Annotated in this window: 17 protein-coding genes; 11 read left to right on the forward strand and 6 right to left on the reverse strand. The window is 66.6% G+C overall.

Going from position 1 to position 14,763, the window contains the following annotated elements; all coding sequences use genetic code 11:
• Positions 1–122 precede the first annotated feature (122 nt).
• The 3 genes from LPA45_RS14160 to LPA45_RS14170 all read left to right on the forward strand — a co-directional run bounded on the left by LPA45_RS14160 (position 123) and on the right by LPA45_RS14170 (position 1,677).
• Complete coding sequence (locus LPA45_RS14160; RefSeq protein WP_317920447.1) at positions 123–764, forward strand: pseudouridine synthase; 642 nt, start codon at positions 123–125, stop codon at positions 762–764.
• A 104-nt stretch (positions 765–868) separates the two neighbouring features.
• Positions 869–1,060: a hypothetical protein gene (locus LPA45_RS14165; protein ID WP_116318048.1), complete on the forward strand. Its 192-nt coding sequence runs from the start codon at positions 869–871 to the stop codon at positions 1,058–1,060.
• Between the two features lie 155 nt (positions 1,061–1,215).
• Positions 1,216–1,677 (forward strand): DUF192 domain-containing protein, encoded by a 462-nt coding sequence (locus tag LPA45_RS14170; protein ID WP_116318267.1) that lies wholly within the window; start codon positions 1,216–1,218, stop codon positions 1,675–1,677.
• A 79-nt stretch (positions 1,678–1,756) separates the two neighbouring features.
• Here LPA45_RS14170 and LPA45_RS14175 read toward each other — a convergent pair whose 3' ends face one another.
• Positions 1,757–2,242: a YajQ family cyclic di-GMP-binding protein gene (locus LPA45_RS14175; protein ID WP_116318049.1), complete on the reverse strand. Its 486-nt coding sequence runs from the start codon at positions 2,240–2,242 to the stop codon at positions 1,757–1,759.
• A gap of 130 nt (positions 2,243–2,372) precedes the next feature.
• Here LPA45_RS14175 and murB point away from each other — a divergent pair, with 130 nt between their 5' ends.
• The gene (gene murB, locus LPA45_RS14180; protein ID WP_317920445.1) at positions 2,373–3,383 is read left to right on the forward strand and encodes a UDP-N-acetylmuramate dehydrogenase; all 1,011 of its coding nucleotides are present in this window, start codon (positions 2,373–2,375) and stop codon (positions 3,381–3,383) included.
• A gap of 25 nt (positions 3,384–3,408) precedes the next feature.
• Here murB and LPA45_RS14185 read toward each other — a convergent pair whose 3' ends face one another.
• Positions 3,409–3,720, reverse strand: coding sequence for a pyrimidine/purine nucleoside phosphorylase (locus LPA45_RS14185; RefSeq protein WP_116318051.1), 312 nt, complete (start codon positions 3,718–3,720; stop codon positions 3,409–3,411).
• A 79-nt stretch (positions 3,721–3,799) separates the two neighbouring features.
• On the reverse strand, positions 3,800–4,723 hold the full coding sequence (argF, locus tag LPA45_RS14190; protein ID WP_116318052.1) for an ornithine carbamoyltransferase: 924 nt from the start codon (positions 4,721–4,723) through the stop codon (positions 3,800–3,802).
• Between the two features lie 429 nt (positions 4,724–5,152).
• Between argF and LPA45_RS14195 the strand changes: the two genes are divergently transcribed.
• Entirely contained in the window at positions 5,153–5,452 is a 300-nt protein-coding gene (locus LPA45_RS14195; protein ID WP_063240208.1) for a DUF3579 domain-containing protein, read from the forward strand.
• Between the two features lie 126 nt (positions 5,453–5,578).
• Here LPA45_RS14195 and rpsT read toward each other — a convergent pair whose 3' ends face one another.
• A complete protein-coding gene (gene rpsT, locus LPA45_RS14200) occupies positions 5,579–5,848 on the reverse strand; it encodes a 30S ribosomal protein S20 (protein WP_063240209.1) in 270 nt (89 codons plus the stop codon).
• A gap of 351 nt (positions 5,849–6,199) precedes the next feature.
• On the opposite strand from rpsT, the gene murJ reads away from it, so the two are divergent.
• Positions 6,200–7,750 (forward strand): murein biosynthesis integral membrane protein MurJ, encoded by a 1,551-nt coding sequence (gene murJ / locus LPA45_RS14205; RefSeq protein WP_116318053.1) that lies wholly within the window; start codon positions 6,200–6,202, stop codon positions 7,748–7,750.
• Positions 7,751–7,802: 52 nt separating this feature from the next.
• Positions 7,803–8,651, forward strand: a complete 849-nt coding sequence (locus LPA45_RS14210; protein WP_116318054.1) for a SirB1 family protein — start codon at positions 7,803–7,805, stop codon at positions 8,649–8,651.
• Between the two features lie 28 nt (positions 8,652–8,679).
• Here LPA45_RS14210 and LPA45_RS14215 read toward each other — a convergent pair whose 3' ends face one another.
• Positions 8,680–9,333 carry a VTT domain-containing protein gene (locus tag LPA45_RS14215; protein WP_317920457.1) on the reverse strand — a complete coding sequence of 218 codons (654 nt, stop codon included), beginning with the start codon at positions 9,331–9,333 and terminating at the stop codon, positions 8,680–8,682.
• Positions 9,334–9,498: 165 nt separating this feature from the next.
• On the opposite strand from LPA45_RS14215, the gene mutL reads away from it, so the two are divergent.
• From mutL to LPA45_RS14235, 4 genes are all read left to right on the forward strand, one after another.
• On the forward strand, positions 9,499–11,499 hold the full coding sequence (gene mutL, locus LPA45_RS14220; protein WP_317920440.1) for a DNA mismatch repair endonuclease MutL: 2,001 nt from the start codon (positions 9,499–9,501) through the stop codon (positions 11,497–11,499).
• A gap of 47 nt (positions 11,500–11,546) precedes the next feature.
• Positions 11,547–12,515, forward strand: coding sequence for a tRNA (adenosine(37)-N6)-dimethylallyltransferase MiaA (gene miaA, locus LPA45_RS14225; RefSeq protein ID WP_317920439.1), 969 nt, complete (start codon positions 11,547–11,549; stop codon positions 12,513–12,515).
• 56 nt (positions 12,516–12,571) lie between these two features.
• Positions 12,572–13,087 (forward strand): GNAT family N-acetyltransferase, encoded by a 516-nt coding sequence (locus tag LPA45_RS14230; protein ID WP_317920438.1) that lies wholly within the window; start codon positions 12,572–12,574, stop codon positions 13,085–13,087.
• A gap of 110 nt (positions 13,088–13,197) precedes the next feature.
• Positions 13,198–13,944 (forward strand): GntR family transcriptional regulator, encoded by a 747-nt coding sequence (locus LPA45_RS14235; RefSeq protein ID WP_116318058.1) that lies wholly within the window; start codon positions 13,198–13,200, stop codon positions 13,942–13,944.
• 63 nt (positions 13,945–14,007) lie between these two features.
• Here LPA45_RS14235 and LPA45_RS14240 read toward each other — a convergent pair whose 3' ends face one another.
• Complete coding sequence (locus tag LPA45_RS14240; protein WP_116318059.1) at positions 14,008–14,751, reverse strand: aspartate/glutamate racemase family protein; 744 nt, start codon at positions 14,749–14,751, stop codon at positions 14,008–14,010.
• Positions 14,752–14,763: the final 12 nt, after the last annotated feature.

Genomic DNA, 14,763 nt, shown 5'->3' on the forward strand with positions numbered 1-14,763 from the left:
CACCCTGCCCTACATTCAGGCAAGTCTTGGTCTTATATAAGACACAAGACTGATTTCGTATTATGCAGCAATCTTTCATCATCCGCCAACCGCGGCGCGCGGCTGCGGCATACTTGCGCCCCATGACCCTGATCGCCCTGAACAAGCCGTACGGCACCATGAGCCAGTTCTCGGAACACCCCACGCGCCCCACGCTGGCCGCTTGTGTGGACGTGCCGGGCGTGTACCCTGCCGGCCGGCTCGATGCGGATAGTGAAGGTTTGCTGCTGCTGACTGACGACGGCGCACTCCAGGCGCGCATTGCCGATCCGCGCCACAAGCTGGAAAAGACTTACCTCGCCCAGGTCGAAGGTATTCCCGATCCGGCTGCGCTGGCGCGGCTGCGCGCAGGTGTCGACCTGGGCGACTTCGTCACGCAGCCAGCCCGGGTGCGTGAAATCGAGGAGCCTGGCTGGCTTTGGCCGCGCCACCCCCCAGTGAGGTATCGCGCCGCGATTCCGACGGCGTGGCTGGAGCTGAAGATCCGCGAGGGGAAGAACCGGCAGGTTCGGCGCATGACCGCGGCGGTCGGCTTTCCCACGCTGCGGCTGGTCCGCGTGGGCATCGGGCCGCTCGACCTGCGCACACTGGGCCTCGCACCCGGCGAGTCCTGCCAGGTCGAGCCTGGCGCGCTGGGCTTGCCGACGGCACGCTCGCCGGCGACCCATGTCTCAAAGACCAGACAGGCTAACGACGCCAAGCGACGTTTTCGTTACAAAAGCTAACAAATGGCGCGTCAACGCGCCTCCCAGGGACCTCGTTCTTGTCGGTGACACGTCCAATCACGCGTCACAACTTCCGACTGTTCTTATCCTTCGAGGTAATCGCCATGAAAAAACTGATCGCTGCTCTGGTTGTCGGCCTGTTCGCCACCGGCGCCTTCGCCCAGGCTTCGGCACCTGCCGACGCTGCAGCGCCCGCGGCCACCAAGGAGGCCCCGAAGGCCGCCAAGAAGAAGACCAGCCACAAGAAGAGCACCCACAAGAAGGCCGCCACGGCTTCGGCCCCGGCCGCACAGTAAGCCGCCGGCGTTCCCTGCCGGCCATGCGCCGGCGGAAAGAAAGGCAGGCTGCCACCAGGCGCCTGCCTTTGTTGTTTTGGCCGTCGCCAATCCATCGGGGCGGCCCGTGCGCTATGCTTGCGGCTGCCGTCCGCGCCCTTCCCGACCTGAACACCATGTCCTTCCTGTCCAAGACGCCGTTGTCACGCTGCATCCGTACCGCCGCTGTGCTGGCCGCGCTGGCCGCCAGCCAGGCCCAGGCGCAAGCCGCGCTGCCGGTGGTGCCGCTGACCGCAGGCATGTACGCGATCCAGGCCGAGGTCGCCGCCACGCCGGCGGCACGCGAACAGGGACTGATGTACCGCAAGAGCATGCCTGTCAACGGCGGCATGCTGTTCGTGTTCGAGCAGAAGGCCGGGCACTGCTTCTGGATGCGCAATACCGAGCTGCCGCTGTCGATCGCCTTCCTGGCCGACGACGGGACCATCGTCAATATCGAAGACATGGCGCCGCGCAGCGAGAACAACCACTGCCCGAAGGCGGCGATCCGCTATGCGCTGGAAATGAACCAGGGCTGGTTCGCTCAGAAGGGCATCCGCGCCGGCGCGAAGATCAGCGGGCTGCCGCAGGCGCGCTGAGCGCCGCGGCGGCAAGCGTGGCCGGCATGGGCGCCGGCCTGGATGGAATTCCCCTTGGGATTCCCCCTTGGGATTCCGCTCAGTCGCGGAAGTTGTTGAAGTCCAGCGGCGCTTCGGACACGTCCTTGCGCAGCAGCGCGATCACGTTCTGCAGGTCGTCGCGCTTGGTGCCCGACACGCGCACCGCGTCGCCCTGGATGCTGGCCTGCACCTTGATCTTGCTGTCCTTGATCATGCGCACGATCTTCTTGGCCAGGTCGCCGGTCACACCCTTCTTGATGGTGATGACCTGCTTGACCTTGTCGCCGCTGATCTTGTCGGTCTTGCCATAGTCCAGGAAGCGCACGTCGACATTGCGCTTGGCCATCTTGTTGATCAGCACGTCCTTCACCTGGTCCAGCTTGAAATCGTCGTCGGCAAAGGCGGTCAGTTCGTTTTCCTTGTGCTCGACCCGGGCGTCCGAGCCCTTGAAATCGAAGCGAGTCGAGATTTCCTTGTTGGATTGCTCGACGGCGTTCTTCACCTCGACCATGTTCGCTTCGCACACTACGTCAAACGACGGCATTGCATTCTCCTTGTGATCCATATGCCCGGAAGGCGCCGTTGGCGACGCCTTCCGTATAATTCAGGCCTACCTCGCAGCCAGGGGCCGCAACGCTCACCACCAGCGCCGGCCGCGTCACCTTTCCCCTTGCATGGCAGATTTCCACGAATTTTATCCCCTGCGCCGCCACAATACATTCGGATTCGATGCGCGCGCGCGCTTCGCCGTCCATGTGCGCAGCGAAGCCGACCTGACCGAGGCTCTCGCGGACCCGCGCGCCAATGGCCTCCCGCTGGTGGTGCTGGGTGGCGGCAGCAATGTGGTGCTGACGCGCGACCTCGACGCGCTGGTGCTGCTGATGGAGGTTCCGGGCTACCAGGCCGAGGATGCCGATGACGCCTGGCTGGTCACCGCCGGCGCGGGCGAGAACTGGAATGCGCTGGTCAACCGCACCATTGCCGACGGCATGCCTGGGCTGGAAAACCTGGCGCTGATCCCCGGCACCGGGGGCGCGGCGCCGATCCAGAATATCGGCGCCTACGGGGTGGAACTGCGCGACCGCTTCGAAGGCGTGCGCGCCTATGACCGCCATGCCGGCGTATTCGTCTGGCTGGACCTGCGCGCATGCGGCTTCGGCTACCGTGACAGCCTGTTCAAGCAGGCCGGCGCCGGCCGCTACATCATTACCTCGGTGACGCTGCGCTTGCCCAAGCACTGGCAGCCGGTACTGTCTTACGGCGAACTGGCGCGCGAGCTGGCAGGCAAGCCAGCGCCGGATGCCGCCATGGTGCGCGACGCGGTGGTGGCGATCCGCACGCGCAAGCTGCCCGACCCCGCGCAGATCGGCAATGCCGGCAGCTTCTTCAAGAACCCGCTGGTCAGCGCCGCGCAGCGCGATACGTTGCTGCAGGCCAATCCCGACCTGGTCAGCTATCCCCAGCCGGACGGCAGCTACAAGCTAGCCGCGGGCTGGCTGATCGACCGCTGCGGCTTCAAGGGTGTCAGCGAAGGCCCGGTGGGCGTCTATGGCAAGCAGGCGCTGGTGCTGGTGCACCACGGCGGCGGCACCGGCGCGATGCTGCTGGCACTGGCCAACCGCATCGCGGATACCGTCGAAGCGCGCTTCGGCGTGCGGATCGAGCCCGAACCGGTGGTACTGTAGGCCGCTGCCCTGCCGATGCCGGCGATCAGCCGAAGTGGCAGACGTAGTCCAGCGTCTCCAGCACCTCGATGTCGAAGCTGCTGTTGCCCGGCACGTTGAACTGCTGGCCCGCGCCGTAGGTCTGCCAGTCTTCCGCGCCGGCCAGGCGCACGCGGCAGCTGCCGCCATTGATTTCCATGATTTCCGGGGCGCCGGTGTTGAACGTCAGCGAAGCCGGGAAAATCACGCCCAGCGTCTTGCGGGTGCCGTCCGGGAACAGCACGGTGTGGCTCACGCACTTGCCGTCGAAATACAGGTTGGCTTTCTTGACGACCGATACGTTGTCGAACTGGCTCACTTCCATCTCCTTCACTGTCTTGAAAAGCACGTAAAAAGAGGGGCCATCGCGGCCCCTCCCCTGTTCACTCCGCGCGCGCTCAGTAGCGGCCGCAGAGCAGGAATTCCATCAGCGCCTTCTGCACGTGCAGGCGGTTTTCCGCCTCGTCCCAGACCACGCTCTTGGGGCCGTCGATCACGGCGGCCTCGACTTCCTCGCCGCGGTGCGCCGGCAGGCAGTGCATGAACAGCGCGTCGGGCTCGGCGCGGTCCATCATCGCGGTGGTCACCATCCAGTCCTTGAAGGCACGCTTGCGGGCTTCGTTCTCGGCCTCGAAGCCCATGCTGGTCCAGACGTCGGTGGTGACCAGGCTCGCGCCCTGGCAGGCGGTGAGGGGATCTTCGAAGACCTTGACCAGGCTGGCGGCGGACGCCGGCACCATGGCCGGATCGAGCTGGTATCCCGGCGGCGCCGAGAAATTGAAGGTGAAGCCCAGCCGTTCGGCTGCCTGGATCCAGGTGTAGGCCATGTTGTTGGCATCGCCGATCCACGCCACGGTCTTGCCGCGGATGCTGCCGCGCTGCTCGATGTAGGTGAAGATATCGGCCAGCACCTGGCACGGGTGGTATTCGTTGGTCAGCCCGTTAATCACCGGCACGCGCGAGTGCGCGGCAAAGCGGTCGATGATGTCCTGGCCGAAGGTGCGAATCATGATGATGTCGACCATGCGCGAGATCACCTGCGCCGCATCCTCGATCGGCTCGCCGCGGCCCAGCTGCGAGTCGCGGGTGTTCAGGAACACCGCATGGCCGCCGAGCTGGTGGATGCCAGCTTCGAACGACAGGCGCGTACGCGTGGAATTCTTCTCGAAGATCATGGCCAGCGTGCGGTCATGCAGCGGGTGCCAGGTCTCGTAGTTCTTGAACTTGGCCTTCAGGATCCGCGCGCGGTCCAGCAGGTACTCGTACTCGTCGGGAGTGAAGTCGCTGAACTGGAGGTAATGCTTGATCGGGGTTGGGCTCATAAAACAAAGAAGGCGGCTCGGTGGGGACGCGCCGTCACGAAGTGTTCATGACCTGAGCGCGCCGCGGAGCCGCCTTTCGCGTCGCATACGCAATTTAACTGCAAGAATCATAAGGGATTATTTCTGCTTTGCCCAGCCCGGGACAACCCGTGACAGGCGCCGCGCAAACCGCGTTGACAGGTTCCTGACAGGATTCGGCCCTTATGCGCAAGTCTTATATAAGATATAATACTGGCTGATTCACGCGGGGCCCCGGCATACCCATGCCGCTGCGCGCCGCCGGCATCAAAAGTGCCCCCGCAGACACCGACGCCCCGCCTTCCCGGCCGGAAAAAGCGCGAACCAAACGCGCCCCAGCCGCGTCAAACGGGCGCCCGTTTCCGCGGGTTTAACCGTCGAGTCGTCGCCTCACCCGCAGTGTCCAGCCTCATGAACCCCAACGTTCGCGAATACTTTATCCAAGGCATTACCAAGGAAGGCAAGACCTTCCGCCCGAGCGACTGGGCCGAACGACTGTGCGGCGTGATGGCGCAGTTCCGCCCCGAAGGCGACACCGGCGACCCCCGCCTGACCTATTCCCCTTACGTGCGTCCCATCTTCGCCGGCAACGTCAAATGCGTGGTGGTGGATGTGCGGCTGCGCGACATCGAACCCAAGGCGCTGGATTTCGTGCTGAACTTTGCGCGCGACAACAACCTGCAGTTGGTCGAGGCCTGCTCGCTCGAATGACATCGGCATGAGGCGCCGGAAAAGCTGGCGCCGGAAAAGCAAAAAGCTCGTCGGATGACGAGCTTTTTTGTCTGGCGGAACCTGGGTTCCGCCGCTGCCGGGCCGCCGAGGCGACCCACGCAACAATCAGGCGGCAGCCATGGCCTTGATGGCGGCCGACAGGCGCGACTTGTGACGTGCAGCCTTGTTCTTGTGCACGATCTTCTTGTCGGCGATGCTGTCGATCACAGCTTGCGAGTTCTTGAAGACCTCGGCTGCGGCAGCCTTGTCGCCGGCGTCGATAGCCTTGCGGACGGCCTTGACGGCGGTGCGCAGACGCGAGCGCAGGCTGGAGTTGTGAGCGTTCTGGGCAACGGCCTGGCGGGCGCGCTTGCGAGCTTGTGCGGAATTTGCCATTTCGAAATTATCCTGAATTCAGATGCGTGCCGCGGGGGACACAACAATTAAGTCATATCGAGCGACCCGGGATGCACTGACACACGAATCCGGAACGCAACTGTCCTTGTGAATCGGCGATTATACACAGAGACTGACTCGCCGCGCAAGGCTGCTGGGACTTTGCAGGCGCGTGCGGGGCCTGCGGCGGGCGATCCGTATAATATGCGCCACATCGCGCCGGTGCGCGTGGCGAGCCGGCAACTTTACCGCGTTGCCCACGTCTGATAGGCGTCCTGGGTGCCTCGCCCGGCGCACGCCGCCCGGCGGCACGCGCCCGCACCGATCCACCGTCCCGCTCCGATCCACACCTTGAACCTGCTCAAAGCGCTCGCCACTATCAGCAGCCTGACGATGCTGTCGCGCATCACCGGCCTTGTGCGCGAGATCCTGATCGCTCGCGCCTTCGGCGCGTCGGAGATGACCGACGCGTTCAACGTCGCCTTCCGCATCCCCAACCTGCTGCGCCGCATCTTCGGCGAGGGCGCGTTCTCGCAGGCCTTCGTGCCGATCCTGGGTGAATACCACGGCAAGCGTGGCGAGGAGCAGACCAAGGCGCTGATCGACGCGGTCGCCACGGTGATGACCTGGGTGCTGATGGCAGTGTCGCTGCTCGGCGTGATCGGTGCGCCGCTGGTGATGACGGCGGTGGCCACGGGCTTCCGCGGACAGAGCGAGACCTATACCGCCGCGGTCTTCATGACGCGGGTGATGTTCCCGTACATCGGCCTGATTTCGCTGGTGGCGCTGGCCTCGGGCATTCTCAACACCTGGCGCAAGTTTGCCGTGCCGGCGTTCACGCCGGTGCTGCTGAACCTGTGCCTGATCGTGGCCGCCCTGTTCGTCGGCCCGCACATGGACCAGCCGATCTACGCGCAGGCGTGGGGCGTACTGGTCGGCGGCGTGCTGCAGCTGGCGATCCAGGTACCCGCGCTGCGCCGCCTGGGCATGATGCCGCGCCTGGGCTTCAATGTGCGCGCCGCCTGGTCCGATCCCGGCGTGCGCCGCATCCTGCGCCAGATGGGACCGGCGCTGCTGGCGGTATCGGTCGCGCAGGTCAGCCTGATCATCAATACCAACATTGCCTCGCACCTGGCCGCGGGCAGCGTCTCGTACCTGACCTATGCCGACCGCCTGATGGAATTCCCGACCGCGCTGCTGGGCGTGGCGCTGGGCACGATCCTGCTGCCCAGCCTGTCGAAGGCCAGTGCCACGGAAGACCACGCCGAGTACTCCGGCCTGCTCGACTGGGGCCTGCGGCTGACCTTCCTGCTGGCGGTCCCCTGCGCGGTGGGGCTGTTCGTGTTCGGCGCGCCGTTGACCGCGGTGCTGTTCCACTACGGCAAGTTCGATGCGCACGCCGTCGAGATGACGCGCCAGGCGCTGGTGTCGTACGGCACCGGCCTGCTCGGGCTGATCGCCATCAAGATCCTGGCCCCCGGCTTCTATGCGCGACAGGACATCCGCACCCCGGTCAAGATCGCGCTGCTGGTGCTGGTGATCACGCAGGCATGCAACGTCGCGTTCGTGCCGTGGCTCGGCCATGCCGGGCTGGCGCTGTCGATCAGTGCCGGCGCCACCATCAATGCGCTGCTCCTGTTCTTCGGCCTGCGCCGGCGCGGCCTGTACAAGCCGGCGCCGGGCTGGTGGCTGTTCCTGGCACAGTTGGGTACCTCGGTGCTGCTGTTGTCGGGCATGCTGCTGTGGTTTACGCGCAACTTCGACTGGATCGGCCTGGGCGCCACGCCGCTGCTGCGCATCGCGCTGCTCGCGTCGTGCCTGGTACTTGCAGCGGTGGTCTACTTCGGTACACTGTGGCTCATGGGACTGCGCTATTCCGCCTTCAAGCGGCGCGCCGCCTAGGCGTGGTGACCCACGCTACGCGCGGCGCCCCTGGCCGCACCGGGAATCCGATATGACATCCACCAAAGTCCTGGATTACTTCGCCAGCCTCGTGGCCGACGAAAACGGCATCCCGCTGACCGAGACCGCACTCTCCATCGCACAGGATGCCTATCCGGACCTGGACCTGCAGGCCGAGCTGGCCGCACTGGACGTTCTGGCGCTGCGCCTGAAGCGGCGGATCGCCGAAGGCACGCCGGCAATCCAGCGACTGCGCCTGCTGAACCATTTCTTCTATCGCGACCTCGGCTTTGGCCCGAACGCGAACGACTACTACGATCCGGACAACTCGTACCTGAATGTGGTGGTACGGCAGCGGCGCGGCATCCCGATCTCGCTGGCGGTGCTGTTCATGGAACTGGGCCAGCAGATCGGCCTGCCGCTCAAGGGGGTGTCGTTTCCCAATCATTTCCTGCTGCGCATGACCATCCCGGCGGGCGAGGTGATCCTGGACCCGCTGACCGGCGAAACCCTGTCGAAGGAGCAGCTGCAGGAAATGCTGGACCCGTACCTGGAGCGCGAAGGCATCACCGATTCCGGCCAGGTGCCGCTGGGCCTGTTCCTGCGCGCGGCCAGCCATCGCGAGATCATCGCGCGCATGCTGCGCAACCTGAAGGCGATCTACCTCCAGGAGTCACGCTGGCAGCGGCTGCTGGCCGTGCAGAACCGCCTGGTGATCCTGCTGCCGGGTTCGATCGAGGAAGTGCGCGACCGCGGGCTGGCGTATGCCAACCTGGAGTGCTTCCGGCCGGCGCTGGCCGACCTGGAAGCGTATGTGCTGGCGCGCCCCGATGCCGCCGATATCGGCCAGATCCGCGAGCGCATGCCGGCACTGCGCATGATGAGCCGCACCCTCAACTGACGAGGCTGCGTCCGAGACTACAGGCGGTTCAGCGCTCCACGCGCGTGGGCCGGCGGCGATTGCCGCGCACCAGTTTCCACAGCCCGCCCAGCACCAGCGGCACCACCGCGGCGCCGATCCCCGCCAGCACGATCAGGTTCAGGTACTGCTTGATGAACGGCAGGTTGCCGAAGAAGTAGCCGGCAAAGACCAGGCCGACCACCCAGGCGAGCGCGCCGAGCACATTGAACAACTGGAAGCGTGCGAAGGTCATCTGCGACACGCCCGCGACGAACGGCGCGAAGGTACGCACGATGGGCACAAAGCGCGCCATCACCAGGGTCTTGCCGCCATGCCGCTCATAGAAATCATGTGTGCGGCGCAGCGCATCCTGGTCCAGGAAGCGCCACTGGTGGTCGAACACCTTGGGTCCGATCCAGCTGCCCACCCAGTAGTTGACGGTATTGCCGGTGATGGCCGCCACCAGCAGCAGGCCCACCAGCGCCCATTCGTTCATGGCGCCGGTGGCGCAGAAGGCGCCGGCGATAAACAGAAGCGAGTCGCCCGGCAGGAACGGCAGGACCACCAGCCCGGTTTCGGCGAACACGATCAGGAACAGGATGGCATAGACCCAGTGGCCATACTGCTCGATGACGGTGCCGAGGTATTTGTCGACATGAACCAGCATGTCGATGAGCTGCAAAGCGAATTCCAAGTCGTTCCCCGTTATGGTTTGGTTGACTGCACAGAAGTCCACGCGGCGCATGCCGCCTTTGCCTGAATCATACAAGAGCCGGCGCGCCCCTCCGCCACTTGTCACGGGCTGGTGGGCGCCGACTCTGCGTGGACGGCCACGTATAATCGCCGGATGCCTGATTCCGCCCGCCAAAGCCCCCTTCGCACTACCCAGCTGCCGCGCCCGATCCGTCCGTTGCCGGACCAGCTCATCAGCCAGATCGCCGCCGGCGAAGTGGTGGAGCGCCCGGCGTCGGTGGTCAAGGAGCTGCTGGAAAACGCGCTGGACGCCGGTGCCTCGCAGCTGGGCATCCGGCTGGAAGAAGGCGGCGTGCGGCGCATCGTCATCACCGACAACGGCTGCGGCATCCCTGCCGCCGAGTTGCCGGTGGCGCTGATGCGCCACGCCACCAGCAAGATTGCGTCGCTCGACGAACTGGAATCGGTACTGACACTGGGTTTCCGCGGCGAGGCGCTGGCCTCGATCGCTTCGGTATCCCAGCTTGCGCTGACCAGCCGCACCGCGGCCGACGCCCATGCCACGCAGGTCAGTGCCGATACCGGCACCGTACAGCCGGCGTCTGGCGGGGTCGGCACCTCGGTTGACGTGCAGCACCTCTACTTCAACACGCCAGCGCGCCGAAAGTTCCTGAAATCGGAACAAACCGAGCTGGGGCATTGCCTGGAGATGGTGCGCCGGGTGGCGCTGGCGCGGCCCGACGTGGCCATCTCGGTCCACCACAACGGCAAGCCGCTGGAGCACTGGAACGCCGGCGACGTTGCCACCCGCACCGCGCAGGTGCTGGGCGGCGACTTCGCGCGGGCGCGGCTGCCGCTGGACGAACAGGCCGATGCGCTGCACGTGTACGGCTTTGCCGGCCTGCCCACCGCGTCGCGCGGGCGGCCCGACCAGCAGTACTTCTTCGTCAACGGGCGCTTCGTGCGCGACAAGCTGCTCAACCACGCGGTGCGCAGCGCCTACCAGGACGTGCTGCACGGCGACCGCTTCCCGTCATACGTGCTGTGCCTGGACCTGCCGCCGGAGATGGTCGACGTCAACGTGCACCCGTCCAAGATCGAAGTGCGCTTCCGCGAATCGCGGGCGGTGCACCAGTTCATCTATCACGCGGTGCAGCGCAGCCTGGCACGCCAGGCCGGCGAGAACGGCGACAGCCTGCATACCGATGACGACGGCGAGATCCGGCTGCCGGCCGCGCCAGCTTCTGGCGCGCGACCGCCGTTCGGCGGTGGTGGTAGCAGCGGCAGTGGCAGCGGTGGCCAGTGGGTCAATTACTCGGCGGCGCGGCAGACCGAGCTCGGCATCGCACAGCCACGCCAGGCCTACCTCGGCATGGTGCGCGACGCGACCGCGCCAGCGCCGCGTCCTTATGGCGTGGCCGGTGGCGGCTTTTCCGGTGGCGGCTTGCCCCGCGCTTCGGCTCAGCCGCCCGCCTGGCTGGCCGATGCGCAGGCCGCGCGCGCCGACGAGCCGCCCGGCCTGCTCGACCGCCTGCCACAGGCCTCCACCGACGCGGCAGACGCCACTGACGACCACCCGCTTGGCTACGCCATCGCCCAGCTGCACGGCATCTATGTGCTGGCGCAGAATGCGCGCGGACTGGTGCTGGTGGACATGCACGCCGCGCACGAACGCATCCTGTACGAGCAGATCAAGGCCGGCCTGGATGCGCGCGACCTGGCCGTGCAGCCACTGCTGATCCCGGTCACGCTGCCCGCCAGCCCGGTCGAGATCGGCGCGGCAGAGGAGCACCAGGAAACGCTGACGCTGCTCGGCTTCGACATCACGCCGGTATCGCCAACCACGCTGGCAGTGCGCGCCGTGCCCGCGCTGCTGCAACAGGCCGACGCCGAAGCACTGGCGCGCGACGTGCTGCGCGACCTGCACGCCTACGGCGGCTCGCGCGTGCTGGCCGAGCGCCGCAACGAACTGCTGGCCACGCTCGCCTGTCACAGCGCGGTGCGCGCCAACCGCAAGCTCACCATCGAGGAAATGAACGCGCTGCTGCGCCAGATGGAGCAGACCGAGCGCGCCGACCAGTGCAACCACGGCCGCCCGACCTGGGTGCAGCTGACCGTGACCGAGCTGGACCGGCTGTTCCTGCGCGGCCAGTAAGCTGCGCACTCCACCGATTCGCACCGATTTGCACCGACCTGCCGACGATGTCCGCCGTACCTGACGATTCCACCACGCCTGCGCCCGTGGTCTGCCTGCTCGGGCCCACCGCCTCGGGCAAGACCGCCGCCGCGCTGGCGCTGGCGGCCGACGCGCCGGTGGAGATCATCAGCCTGGACTCCGCGCTGGTGTACCGCGAGATGGACATCGGCACGGCCAAACCCACGCCGGAGGAACTGGCCGCTGCGCCGCACCACCTGGTCGACATCATCGACCCGGCCGACAGCTATTCCGCCGCGCAGTTCGTCACCGATGCCGAGCGCCTGATCGGCGAGATCCGCGCGCGCGGCAACGTGCCGCTGATCGTGGGTGGCACCATGCTTTACTACAAGGCATTGACGCAGGGGCTGAACGACCTGCCGCAGGCCAACCCCGCCGTGCGCGCCGAGCTTGACCAGCTTGCCGCGGAACAAGGCTGGCCGGCGCTGCACACCATGCTGGCGCAAGTCGACCCCGTCACCGCGGCGCGCCTGGCGCCCAACGATGCGCAGCGCATCCAGCGCGCGCTGGAAATCCACCGGCTTTCCGGCCAGCCGATGTCGGCGCTGCTGGCCCGCCAGGCCGAGGGCCGCACCTTTGCCGGCGCTGCCGACCAGCGCTACCGCGTGATCGCGCTCGAGCCCTCGGATCGGCTGGCACTGCATGCGCGCATCGCGCAGCGCTACGACGCCATGCTGGCCAACGGCTTTCTCGACGAAGTCCGCCGCCTGCGCACGCGTGACGACCTCCATCCGGGGCTGCCGTCGATCCGCTGCGTCGGCTACCGGCAGGTGTGGGAATACCTCGACGGCGAGTGCGACTACGACACCATGCGCGAGCGCGGCATCGCCGCCACGCGCCAGCTGTGCAAGCGCCAGCTGACCTGGCTGCGCAGCACGCCGGAGCGGCTGGTGGTGGACTGCCTGGCGCCAGGCTATGTCGACGAGGTGCGCAAGCTGGCGGAGTTCGGCCGCTGACGGCAATGTGATGCGCAGGCGATAATCGCGGATCCTGCTCTTCCCGATCGCCAGACATGTCCAGACCCGCCTTCACCCTGCGCCCCGCCACCGCTGCCGACAGCGAAACCCTGTTCAACATGATCTTTGCGCTGGCCGAGTACGAGAAGCTGACGCATATCGTCGAAGCCACGCCGCAAAAGATCCAGGAAGCCCTGTTCGGCGCCACGCCGCACGCCGAGGCGGTGCTGGTCGAAGTGGAAACTGAAGTCGAAACCGGCGGCGCACCCAGGGCGGTCGGCTTCGCCCTCTTCTTCCATAATTTTTCCACCTTCCTCGCCAGGCCCGGCCTGTACCTGGAAGACCTGTACGTCGACCCGGCCTGGCGAGGCCATGGCCTGGGCAAGGCCTTGCTGCAGCATCTGGCCGCGCTGGCGGTCGAGCGCGGTTGCGGCCGTTTCGAGTGGTCGGTGCTGGACTGGAACCAGCCGTCGATCGATTTCTACCAGGCCATGGGCGCCGACGTGCTGCCCGACTGGCGCATTTGCCGCGTGACCGGCGACGCGCTGGCCAAGCTGGGCCAATCGAAGTAAATCCGCCGGCGCGGCAACCGGTCCACCACCGGTGTTATACACTTGACGGCAAGCCGCCATACAATGACGGCACCGAATGTCTTTTTTCGGACCACCCGCGCCGACCCGCCATGCCACGAACCAAAACCGACCAGCCTGCCGCGCCCGCGCTGGGCAACGCCAATGAAGCCGATGCGGACAACGCGCGCGGTGCATCGGTAGAGGAAATCGCCGACCGCATCCTGACCGCGATCTGGGAACACCGGCTGCCGCCCGGCACCAAGCTGGTCGAGGAAAAACTGGGCGGCGTGTTCGGCGTCAGCCGCACCAAGGTGCGGCTGGCCTTTGGCAAGCTGGCCCACGAGGGTGTGCTGACCGTGCACCCAAACCGCGGCACCTTTGTATCGAGCCCGAGCGTGGCCGAAGCGCGGCAGGTGCTGCATTCGCGCCGCCTGCTCGAACCGGCGCTGGTGCGCGACCTCGCCGGCGCGATCGGTCCGGCGGGGCTGCAGGCGCTGCGCGCGACCACGCGCGAGGAAGCGCAGGCGCGCGACAGCAACGACCGGCGCGCCATCATCCGGCTGTCAGGCGAATTCCACTGCAGGCTGGCCGAGCTGACCGGCAACCAGTACCTGGGCAAGTACATGCGCGAGCTGTGCTCGCTGACGTGCCTGATCATCGCGCTGTATGACGCCCCGGGCGTGCCCTCGTGCCCGCATCACGAGCACGACGATATCGTCGATGCGCTGGAAGCCGGCGATGGCGAGCGCGTGGCGCGGCTGATGGACGAGCACCTCGGGCATGTCGAGAGCACGCTGCGGCTGGAATTGCCGGCTGAAGAGAAAGTGGACCTGGAAGCGGTGTTCGCCGCGGTGTAAGGCCGGCGTCACTCCCGCGGCGCGCGGGAATGACGCGGTGGTGACAAGGTGGTGATAGCCCGCTCAGCGGTGCTCGATGCGCGCCGCCAGCGCCTGCGCCAGGCCGATCGTCGGCTTGGCACCCGGACGACGGAACGTTCCCGCCGTGGCCTTGCGCGGCTGCAGCGCAACCAGCGCCTCTGCCTGCTTGACCGCGGCGGCCATCTGGTCGACCACCGGCACCGGGATACGGTCGCGCACGCGCGCGGCAAGGCCCGCCAGCGGTGCGCCGGCCAGGATCACCACATCGGCCTCGTCTTCCACCACGGCGCGGTTGGCCAGCTCCACCAGCACGGCTTCCTTTTCTTCCTGCACGTCCGATACCGAGGCAAAGCTGCCGTCGAGCATGCGGATCCCGGCCAGCCGGCCGCGCAAGCCATGCATGTCCACGCACTCCTCGTACCACGGCCCGAGCGCGCGCGCGAAGGTAACGATCGAGAAGCGCCGGCCCAGCATGCAGGCCGACAGCATGGCCGCCTCGGCCATGCCCACCACCGGCAGGTCAAACAGTTCGCGCGCGCCCATCAGGCCGGGATCGCCAAAGGCGGCGATGATCGCTGCGTCGAATTCCGTGTGGCGCTCCGCCAGCATCTCCAGCGCGATGGCGCCGCCTATCTGCGCCTCGGCGCGCGTGGCGATATAGGGCACGCCACGGCTGGCGGTCAGCGGCACCAGCTCGGTGCCGGGCGCTGCCACCGGCGTGGCCGCGGCCATCAGCCGCGCGGTGATGCCTTCGCTGGTATTGGGATTGAGGACAAGGATTCGCATATCGTTGTTATC

It is taken from the genome of Cupriavidus sp. Agwp_2 (assembly GCF_040784895.1).
In the GTDB taxonomy this organism is placed as follows: domain Bacteria; phylum Pseudomonadota; class Gammaproteobacteria; order Burkholderiales; family Burkholderiaceae; genus Cupriavidus.

Coding starts and splice junctions, on each gene's coding strand:
- murB (WP_317920445.1), top strand. CDS start 2,373: ATGGCAGATTTCCACGAATTTTATCCCCTGCGCCGCCACAATACATTC.
- LPA45_RS14240 (WP_116318059.1), bottom strand. CDS start 14,751: ATGCGAATCCTTGTCCTCAATCCCAATACCAGCGAAGGCATCACCGCG.
- rpsT (WP_063240209.1), bottom strand. CDS start 5,848: ATGGCAAATTCCGCACAAGCTCGCAAGCGCGCCCGCCAGGCCGTTGCC.
- LPA45_RS14170 (WP_116318267.1), top strand. CDS start 1,216: ATGTCCTTCCTGTCCAAGACGCCGTTGTCACGCTGCATCCGTACCGCC.
- LPA45_RS14175 (WP_116318049.1), bottom strand. CDS start 2,242: ATGCCGTCGTTTGACGTAGTGTGCGAAGCGAACATGGTCGAGGTGAAG.
- LPA45_RS14210 (WP_116318054.1), top strand. CDS start 7,803: ATGACATCCACCAAAGTCCTGGATTACTTCGCCAGCCTCGTGGCCGAC.
- LPA45_RS14230 (WP_317920438.1), top strand. CDS start 12,572: ATGTCCAGACCCGCCTTCACCCTGCGCCCCGCCACCGCTGCCGACAGC.
- miaA (WP_317920439.1), top strand. CDS start 11,547: ATGTCCGCCGTACCTGACGATTCCACCACGCCTGCGCCCGTGGTCTGC.
- LPA45_RS14165 (WP_116318048.1), top strand. CDS start 869: ATGAAAAAACTGATCGCTGCTCTGGTTGTCGGCCTGTTCGCCACCGGC.
- argF (WP_116318052.1), bottom strand. CDS start 4,723: ATGAGCCCAACCCCGATCAAGCATTACCTCCAGTTCAGCGACTTCACT.
- LPA45_RS14195 (WP_063240208.1), top strand. CDS start 5,153: ATGAACCCCAACGTTCGCGAATACTTTATCCAAGGCATTACCAAGGAA.
- mutL (WP_317920440.1), top strand. CDS start 9,499: ATGCCTGATTCCGCCCGCCAAAGCCCCCTTCGCACTACCCAGCTGCCG.
- LPA45_RS14235 (WP_116318058.1), top strand. CDS start 13,198: ATGCCACGAACCAAAACCGACCAGCCTGCCGCGCCCGCGCTGGGCAAC.
- LPA45_RS14160 (WP_317920447.1), top strand. CDS start 123: ATGACCCTGATCGCCCTGAACAAGCCGTACGGCACCATGAGCCAGTTC.